This window comes from Mesorhizobium sp. ES1-3, assembly GCF_020164795.1.
Lineage (GTDB): Bacteria > Pseudomonadota > Alphaproteobacteria > Rhizobiales > Rhizobiaceae > Mesorhizobium.
This window is the reverse complement of record NZ_JAIUGW010000020.1, coordinates 95,531-104,194: the sequence shown is the minus strand read 5'-3', so window position 1 is coordinate 104,194 and position 8,664 is coordinate 95,531. Positions and strand designations below refer to the sequence as shown.

Sequence of the window (8,664 nt, the reverse complement as noted above, 5' to 3'; positions counted from 1 at the left end):
ATCGCCACCCCGCAGATGTCCTCACTGTCAGAAGCTGACCGCACACGCCCTCAAACCTAAACTGCCAAAGTAGTGCTTATCTCCCGAATCAAAGGAGGCAGCCTGGCTCAGGTTCTCCATGGGAGCGGCACGACGACAGAGGCGGTCCGTCGAGCGATACAACATAGTCAAGAGAGCTTGAGGGCGCTGGCCAAGCGCTACGCATACAACTTCGCCCGGAGGCTCAAAACCCTCAAGGGCCTCACGCCTATGAATTCATCTGCAGGGCGTGGACTACATGACCCGAACGTTTCGGATTCAATCCGCTCCAGCAAATGCCGGGACTGAACATCCAGGGTACTCCGCGTCATTTCCATTCGGATCCGACAGGCTCAACGTCATCCGTGGTTGCGTCAAAGCGCGATATCCCATGTACCTTACAGGGTCGACGGTCTCACTTCGTCATCTGACAGAAAAAGCCCCCGCGACTGTTTCCAGCCGCGGGGGCGTCGGGACAACTCCCCGGGAAACCTGTGGTCAGATGTTGGCAAGCAATTCGTTGACGCGGCTTTCCATGTCCGCAAGCGCGGCGTCGACGTCTTTCTGGCCGGTGATTGCAGCGCTCATCTCTTCGCCGACAATGTCCTGGATCGCAAACTGACGCTGCACCGCTGACGGCAACGGCCTGCCGAGATCGGAGATGGCGGCAATCGTGTTGCGATGCGGCAGTGCCTTGAAGGCGTCCGAGGTGATGATGGCCTTGTATGCTGGCAGGTGCCCGGTGCGCGACCATTCGAAGTCGTTGTCGGCGAAGAACTTCAGGAACTTGCCGATGGCCGCGGTCTGTTCAGGCGTGCGGTCCTTCTGCGAGACTGCCCAGGTGTGGCCATCGGCATATTGCGCATGGGCGCCGCCAAACAGCTGCGGGTACGGGTAGACCGCGTAGCCGCCCTTGTTGAGCGCCGTGCCCTTGGTTTCGGACTGGGCATTGTTGTCGCCGACGACCCACGTGCCGTTGAGCTGAACGCCACCGTCACCGGCAAGGAAGGCGTTGATAGCGCCGCCGTAGTCGAGGTCCTTGGTAGTGTAGCCCTTGTCGAAGATCGCCTTGTACATCTCTACGACCTTCTTGGCTTCCGGCGTATTGAGCTTCACATGCTTCGGATCGGCAAAAAAGTCGGAATCCTGCTGGAAGAGATAGGTGTAGAGATTGCGCGTGTAGAGTGCCGTCTCATTGGCCAGGTTTTGAACGAAGTAGGGCTTGCCGGTTTTCTGTTTGAACTGTTCGGCCTGGGCGAGCAGTTCCTCAGGCGATGTCGGAAGCATCGGAGTGCCGTCGGCATTGACGAGACCAGCCTGTTTGAAGAGATCCATATTGATGTGATAGAGCATCGTCCAGCTGTCGATCGGCAAGCCGTAGATCTTGCCGTCTTTGGTGGCGCCGTTGCGCGCTGCGTCCGTGAAGGCTTCAGGTGTGACGCCGATGGACTTCAAGAGATCGTCGAGCGGCATCAACAGGCCCTTGGACTGATAGTCCGACAGCGCGGATTCGTGGATCGTGACGATGTCTGGAGCATCGCCCGAAGCGAATTGTGCGGTCAGCTGGTCATAGCCCGGCCATTCCACGGTGGTGACGTTGATGTGCACGTCGGGATTGTCGGCGTTGAACTTGTTGATCAGCGACGTGATGATGCCGCATTCGCCAACAGCCTTGCCGACATCGGTGTTTGTGCCGAAATTGGCATCGCAGGCACCGAAGAAGCGCTGCACGGTCAGTTCCGTCGCTGCAAGGCTCGGGCTGGCGAGCAGCATTACGCCCGCGGAGACCGCGGCAAACAGTATTTTCTGCATTTTCATATCAGTTCCTCCTACTGAGTTTCCGCCTCTCCACCCTGGATTGGCTTCATGCTTTCCGTCGCCGCAGCGCACTCCCCTGCCGTCGGGCAATTTCGTTATCGGACCGCGGCGCCTGAGACGGCCGTAACGATGTATTTCTGGAAAAAGAGGTAGACGATGAGGATCGGCGCGCCAGCGAACACCGCCTGCGCCATCAGGAAGCCGATACCTTCAGACTGGGCGAAATTGGTCTGTGTCGAAGCCATGCCGACGGTCAGCGTGTACATGTCCTTCTTGGTTGCCGAGATCAGCGGCCACAAATAGTCGTTCCATGCGCCAAGGAAGGTGAAGATGCCGAGGGTTGCCTGTGCAGGCACCGTGAGTGGCAAAAGCACCTTCCAGAAAATCCTGAACCGGCTGGCATTGTCCAACATGGCGGCTTCGTCCAGCTCCTTCGGGATGGCCTTGAAATATTGGGTCATCAGGAAGACGCCGAACGAAGCCGACAGGCCGGGGAGAATGAGCCCGTGATAGGTGTTGTGGAACTTCAGTATGCTGAAGATCTGATGGCGGGCGACAAGCACGGCCTGTTCCGGAACCGCCAGACCGAAGAGCACGATCACGAACAGGATGTTTCGGCCGGGGAAGTTCAGCCGTGCAAAACCATAGCCGGCGAGCGATGACAAAACCAGCGTGCCGAGTGTCAATCCGCCCGAGACGATGATGCTGTTGCCCACCCAGAGGAATACCGACGAGGTACCAATGGTGTTGAGGTAGTTCTTGAGGGTGTAGGGCGCGTGAAACACCGAATTCGGATCGGCCATCAGCTCGGCATTTTCCTTGAGCGACAGGCCGATGACCCACAGAACCGGGGCGATCATGACGATCGAAAGCAGGATGACGAGGGCCAACAACACGCGGTCGCCAAATGCCCGTCCCTTGATGGAGGCTGGAGCACTCATGCCTGGTGTGCCTTGTTGCGTGTGATGAGGTACTGGGCCATGGCTGCGATCAGGATGAGGATGAACAGGATTTCCGATGCCGCGGCACCCATGCCCAGGTCCCAGCGGCGGAATGCGGTGTCATAGATGTAGAGCACGATCGGCTTGGTCAGGTTGTTGGGACCGCCGCGCGTCATCAGCCAGGCCTGGCCGAACAGCTGGAATTGCAGCACTATCTGGATGATGATCACCAGGACGAAAGTGCGTTTGATCGACGGCAGCGTGATCGAGCGTAAGGTCTGCCAGCGATTGGCATTGTCGAGGGCCGCCGCTTCGTAGATATCCTGCGGTATCTGCTGCAAAGCCGAGAGAAAGAGCATCATCGGCAGACCGATGCACCACCAGACGGTGGCAACGGCGATACCGATCATCGCAAGGCTTGGATCGGAAATGAAAGCTGGGGCGGTGGCACCAAACCATCCGTAGATCGTCGACAGCAGGCCGACATTCGGAATGAACACGATGCGCCAGATCAGTGTGACGATGGTGACCGACAGCACCGAGGAGGAAAAGAACAGGGTCCGCAGCACAGCGGCAGTGCGCGTGCGGCGGTTGAGGCAAAGCGCGAGGAAAAGGCCGATCAGCGCCAGCGTCGGCACCGTCAGGAGCACGAAGTAGAAGGTGTTCCAGACCGATTGCAGGAACACCTTGTCGTGAAACAGCCTGATATAGTTGCCAAGACCGACAAAATTTCCGGACGAGAAAGTGTCGGCCTTGTGGAAGCTCAGCCACATCCCCCAGAGGAGCGGGAAGATGAGCAGCGTCGTGAAGAAGAACAGGAATGGCGCGACGAAAATGAAATTTCGCCATTGCGGCGCGTAGATATCGACGCTCGGGGCCCTGACGCTGGCAGCCGGCGTTGCGGTCCGCGGCATCGTCCACCCATCGGCCACGTCAGGCCTCCCTCGTGTGCCAGGCGCGCCCTGTCTCATTGAACAGATGCGATTTCTGGCCATCGAAGGCTAGCCCGACCTTGTGGCCGACAGCGACACGACTGTTGCCGACATCGGAGCCGACGATCTGCTGGCCATCGCCCAGCCGTGCGTAGATCAAGGTGCGTTCGCCGAGCCGCTCGAGCACATCGACCACCCCGTCGGTATTGCCCTGCCCTGCAGGAACGATGCGGACATCTTCCGAACGGATGCCGAAGCTGTGCTTGCGATCGGTCAACTGGCTGGACGCGATCTCGGTCTGAACCGACGTCCCGTCCGCCAACCTGACTGAGGCGTTCGCACCCGATCTGTCGAGCGTCGCCTCGACAAAATTCATCGCCGGCGCGCCGACGAAGCCTGCAACGAATTTGGTCGCGGGGCGCTCGTAGATCTCCATGGGAGAGCCGATTTGCTCGATCCTGCGATTGTTCATGACGACGATGCGGTCGGCGAGCGTCATCGCCTCGACCTGGTCGTGGGTGACGAAGATCATTGTCGATTGCAAGCGCTGGTGAAGCTGGGCAAGTTCGATGCGTGTGCGGGTCCGCAAAGCCGCATCGAGATTGGAGAGCGGCTCGTCGAACAGGAACGCCTTCGGCTCCTTTACGATCGCACGGCCGATGGCGACGCGCTGGCGCTGGCCGCCCGAGAGCTGACCCGGTTTGCGCTCGAGCAAGTGCGCCATTTCGAGGATGCGGGTGGCTTCGTTGATCCGCGCGTCAATGACTTCGCGCGACATGCCGATATTCTCAAGCCCGAAGGCCATGTTGTCGCGCACGCTCATATGCGGATAAAGCGCATAGGACTGGAACACCATGGCAATACCGCGCTTGCCCGGCGGCAGATGATCGATACGCTCGTTGTTGATGGCGATCTCGCCGCCATCAACAGTTTCGAGGCCTGCGATCATTCGCAGAAGCGTCGATTTCCCGCATCCGGACGGCCCGAGAAACACGATGAATTCGCGTGCCTTGATGGAGAGCGACAGATCCTCCAGCACCGTCATGGCACCGAAATGCTTGCTCACATTCCTGATTTCGATCTCGGCCGTCACGTCGACGCTCCTCCTCAGCGCATGCACTTTTCGATGGTTCGCCCGAGGTCAGAGTTTCAGGCGGATCATCTGGTAGGAATAGGCCGGCAGCGATAGGCTCAGACTGCCGCCAGCCACTGAGGCGCCCTCCCCCTTCCTGGGGCCGACGTTGCCGGGATTCCCGGCCGAATTGACGGCTTTCAAATCCACGTGCGTTATCACCTGGTGATCAACGATGTCTGCCGCGCCGAAACCGGTGATGTCGATCACGGTTTCGATCGCCTCGCTCGAATGCCGGTTGACGGCGAAGAAGGTGACATGGCCGGTTTTGGTGTCATGCACGCCGGCCACGTCGACGCAGGAAACCTCGCCCGCGACGGTGGACTTGTAGGTCGGGCTGTCCAGCTTGAGATCCAGCGCATTGCCACGTCCGTAGATCGAGGCATAGAGATAGGGATAGAATATCGTCTGGCGCCATGCTGGGCCATCCGGAACGGTCATGATCGGCGCGATCACGTTCACCAGCTGCGCCAGGCAGGCGATCTTGACCACATTGGAACGACGGATGAAGGTGTTGAGGATCAGGCCGACCTGCAGCACGTCCTCGAAATTGTAGATGTCTTCGAGTAATGGTGGAGCGAAGGGCCAACCGTCATTGCCGCTGAGGATCTTCTTGTCTTGCTCTTTGGAATGGTACCAGACGTTCCATTCGTCGAACGAGATGTAGACCTGCTTGCTGGAGCGCTTCTTGGCCTTGATATAGTCGATGACACCGGCGACCGAGACGATGTAGGCGTCGAGCTTCTCGCTCATCGCGAGATAATTCGGTGCGTCATTGGCTTCGTTGTCGAAATACATGTGCAGCGAGATGTAGTCGACCTCGTTGTAGGTATGGTCGAGGACGGTGGCCTCCCATTCGGGATAGGTTGGCATCTTGGCATTCGAAGAGCCGCAGACCACCAGTTCGAGCGACTTGGAAAAAGCGCGCATGGCCTTGGCGGTCTCATGGGCTAGACGGCCATACTCATCGGCGGTCTTGTGGCCGATCTGCCAGGGGCCGTCCATTTCGTTGCCGAGGCACCACAGCTTGACGTCGAAGGGCTCCTTGCGGCCGTTGGCGATACGCTTGTCGCTCCACTCACTTCCGCCTGGATGATTGGTGTATTCAAGAAAATTGCGGGCTTCATCGAGGCCACGCGAGCCGAGATTGACGGCAAGCATCATCTCGGTGTTGGCGGACGCGCACCAGTTCGCAAATTCATGCAGGCCGACTTCGTTGCTTTCCGACGTGTGCCAGGCGAGGTCGAGGCGCACCGGGCGTTCTTCCTTGGGGCCGACACCGTCCTCCCAATTGTAAGCGGACACGAAATTGCCGCCGGGATAGCGGACGATCGGAACGTTGAGTTCCCTGACAAGATCGATGACGTCTTGACGCATGCCATTGGTATCTGCCGTTGGATGGCCGGGCTCATAGATGCCGGTGTAGACCGCCCGCCCCAGATGCTCGATAAAGGATCCGTAGAGCCTCGGATCGATTTCCGAGACAACATAGTGCGGATGCGCCGTAATGGCTGCCTTCATGCATTCCTCCCTCAATATCACAAATGATGATTTACATCACCTTATCCGATATCAAAGGGAAGCAGGACCCATTCGTCAAGCGAAAAACCACCAAAAGTCTGACAATTGACTGACAATCTCGGTCGTAAATGGAATCAATATATTGAAATCACTGCGCTATTTTTGAGACCCGATTTGATGATATCAACCGGTTTTGATCCTGAGCAGGATGTCCTGATCGTAATTTCCAAATCCCTTGCCGAAAATATTGATGCCGCCGGGACGCTTGGCATCGTCCTTGACGCCAATACGGACCCGGATTGAATGATGACCCTTGAGGTCGAGGACGGCAAGGCTGGTTTCTGAAATCCTGACACCGTCGACATAGGTGCCGTCGGTGGAAATTCGCCAGTTCTTCAGCTTGCCATATTGCGAGCCCTTGAGCTTCCACCAAGAGGGCGTGAAGACGCCGCGCTTGTCGCCGAAATCGCCAGGTGACGTCCACGTTCCGACATCTACGCCATTGATCGTCAGCGTAATGTCGGAGGGCCAGTCGGCGCTGGTGCCAGGCACTTCCGAGGACAGTTCCGTCACCAGTTCGAGTTCGGTAATCTCGGCATTGGCGAGCTTGGCATTGTTGGGAAACTGGTATTCGACAAAGCCGCGCGTGAACCACAACAGACCAGCCTTCATACGGTCTGGGTCGAGGAAAGTGTTGGGCACATCGAGGAGACCAATAATCCCATCCGCCGAGCAGAGACCGCAGGGCGCGGTGACCTCGAATCCAGTGTATAGCCCAATCGGCATCGACACTTCGATCGCGTCGTTCTTGAGCGAACGATACTCGCTCTTGAAGACCACTAGCACTTCCTCAGCGGTCGGATAGCAGATCTTTTGGCTGCCCTTCTTCGCCTTCTGGTTCTCGGTGCGGATCAGGCCAGCATCCTCGAGCACCTGTATATTGGTCGAGACCGTCGACTGCGGCAGCGACAGCAGGGCGGCGATGTCATTGACATTCATCGGCCCTTTCTCATGCAGCAGTTTCAGCATCGAGATGCGCGCCGAAGAGGCCAGCCCCTTGAGGACGGCCATGCCTTCCTCAGGTTCGATCACCAGAAAATTGCGACTCATCGATTGGCCAGTCTAAATGAAATCCATATCCGAAATTGTCGTGTATATCTTGGAATCTGATTTAATCAATGCGCTGACCGACTCCAAGTCACTTTAATTGATCGCAACCGCGCAGTGTTGGGCGCGCGGGCCACGCCGGAGGATCAGGTTCGGCACGGGCACTTCGGACGCCGTCAAAGCTCGGCTCGTCGGAGATCGCAAGTTCATCGTCGGGCGATGCTCTCTCAGCCCGAACCTCGGCAAGTCCCCGCTTTATTTAAGGTTGATTGCGACGTTGCGCAGGAGCGCAACGGATTTTCGCATACCTTCCATCGGGGTCAGCATCACGTCCTCGTGCTCGATGGACAAGACATCGTCGTAGCCAACCTGCTTGAGCGCGGTACAGAACTGCCGCCACCAGGTCTCACCGTGACCGTATCCGAGCGTGATGTAATTCCAGGCTCGTTCGGCATAGAGGTTCGGTGGGCGCGAATCGAGCGTGCCGTCGATGGCCGCGGTGATTGGCTCAATCCGGGTATCCTTGGCGTGGACATAGTAGATGGCCGAGCCGAGCGTGCGAATGGCGGCAATCGGGTCCGCCCCCATCCACAGCGGATGACTAGGGTCATAGTTGGCGCCAACCGTTTCTCCGACAGCGTCCCGGAGCTTGAACAATGTCTGGACATTGTACACGGCCTGATGGCCATGCAGTTCCAGGCATAGTTTATGAATGCCGAGGTTGTTTGAAAACGCCACGAGGTCGCGCCAGTAGGGAATTATCCGCTCTTCCCACTGATAGCGCTGGATCTTGAGGCATTCCGGCGGCCAATCGGTGATGATCCAGTTCGGGTTTGCATCACCTGGTCCGCCCGGCAGGCCCGACATCATGACTACACGATCGATCTCCATCAGGCCGGCCAGCCGAATGGTATCCTGTGTCACGTTATGGTGGACCTTCCCCTCCGGCCCCGGGTGCAGTGGATTGCCCGAGCAATTGAGCGCTGCGATGGTCAGTCCGTGACCCCGGATCTTGGCAACGAATTCCCTGCGCGTGGCGGCGCTTGCCAGCATGGCCTGCAGGTCGATATGGGGCGCCGACGACCAATTGCCGCAGGCGAACTCCAATGTCTGAAGTCCAAGCTCGGCCGAGGCGCGCAGCATCTCGTCGAATGAGAGGTCGCCGAGGCTGTCCGTAATCATCCCGATCTTCATC

General features: G+C 58.1%; 7 protein-coding genes and 1 pseudogene. 1 reads left to right on the top strand and 7 read right to left on the bottom strand.

Going from position 1 to position 8,664, the window contains the following annotated elements:
• Window positions 1-102: 102 nt before the first annotated feature.
• Window positions 103-210, top strand: a pseudogene (locus LB536_RS23470) (IS481 family transposase); the annotation flags it as partial.
• A 306-nt stretch (window positions 211-516) separates the two neighbouring features.
• Here the strand turns inward: LB536_RS23470 and LB536_RS23465 are convergent.
• From LB536_RS23465 to LB536_RS23435, 7 genes are all read right to left on the bottom strand, one after another.
• Window positions 517-1,830 (bottom strand): ABC transporter substrate-binding protein, encoded by a 1,314-nt coding sequence (locus tag LB536_RS23465; RefSeq protein WP_411966574.1) that lies wholly within the window; start codon window positions 1,828-1,830, stop codon window positions 517-519.
• Between the two features lie 101 nt (window positions 1,831-1,931).
• The gene (locus tag LB536_RS23460; RefSeq protein WP_224596759.1) at window positions 1,932-2,777 is read right to left on the bottom strand and encodes a carbohydrate ABC transporter permease; all 846 of its coding nucleotides are present in this window, start codon (window positions 2,775-2,777) and stop codon (window positions 1,932-1,934) included.
• On the bottom strand, window positions 2,774-3,691 hold the full coding sequence (locus LB536_RS23455) for a carbohydrate ABC transporter permease (protein ID WP_224596770.1): 918 nt from the start codon (window positions 3,689-3,691) through the stop codon (window positions 2,774-2,776). Before LB536_RS23455 ends, LB536_RS23460 begins: the two co-directional genes overlap by 4 nt.
• A 19-nt stretch (window positions 3,692-3,710) precedes the next feature.
• Window positions 3,711-4,802, bottom strand: a complete 1,092-nt coding sequence (locus LB536_RS23450; protein ID WP_224596758.1) for an ABC transporter ATP-binding protein — start codon at window positions 4,800-4,802, stop codon at window positions 3,711-3,713.
• A 48-nt stretch (window positions 4,803-4,850) separates the two neighbouring features.
• Window positions 4,851-6,362, bottom strand: coding sequence for an alpha-N-arabinofuranosidase (locus LB536_RS23445; protein WP_224596757.1), 1,512 nt, complete (start codon window positions 6,360-6,362; stop codon window positions 4,851-4,853).
• A 183-nt stretch (window positions 6,363-6,545) separates the two neighbouring features.
• Window positions 6,546-7,472 carry an ArsR/SmtB family transcription factor gene (locus LB536_RS23440; protein WP_140764438.1) on the bottom strand — a complete coding sequence of 309 codons (927 nt, stop codon included), beginning with the start codon at window positions 7,470-7,472 and terminating at the stop codon, window positions 6,546-6,548.
• A gap of 252 nt (window positions 7,473-7,724) precedes the next feature.
• On the bottom strand, window positions 7,725-8,663 hold the full coding sequence (locus LB536_RS23435) for a sugar phosphate isomerase/epimerase family protein (protein ID WP_140764435.1): 939 nt from the start codon (window positions 8,661-8,663) through the stop codon (window positions 7,725-7,727).
• Between the last annotated feature and the right edge of the window lies 1 nt (window position 8,664).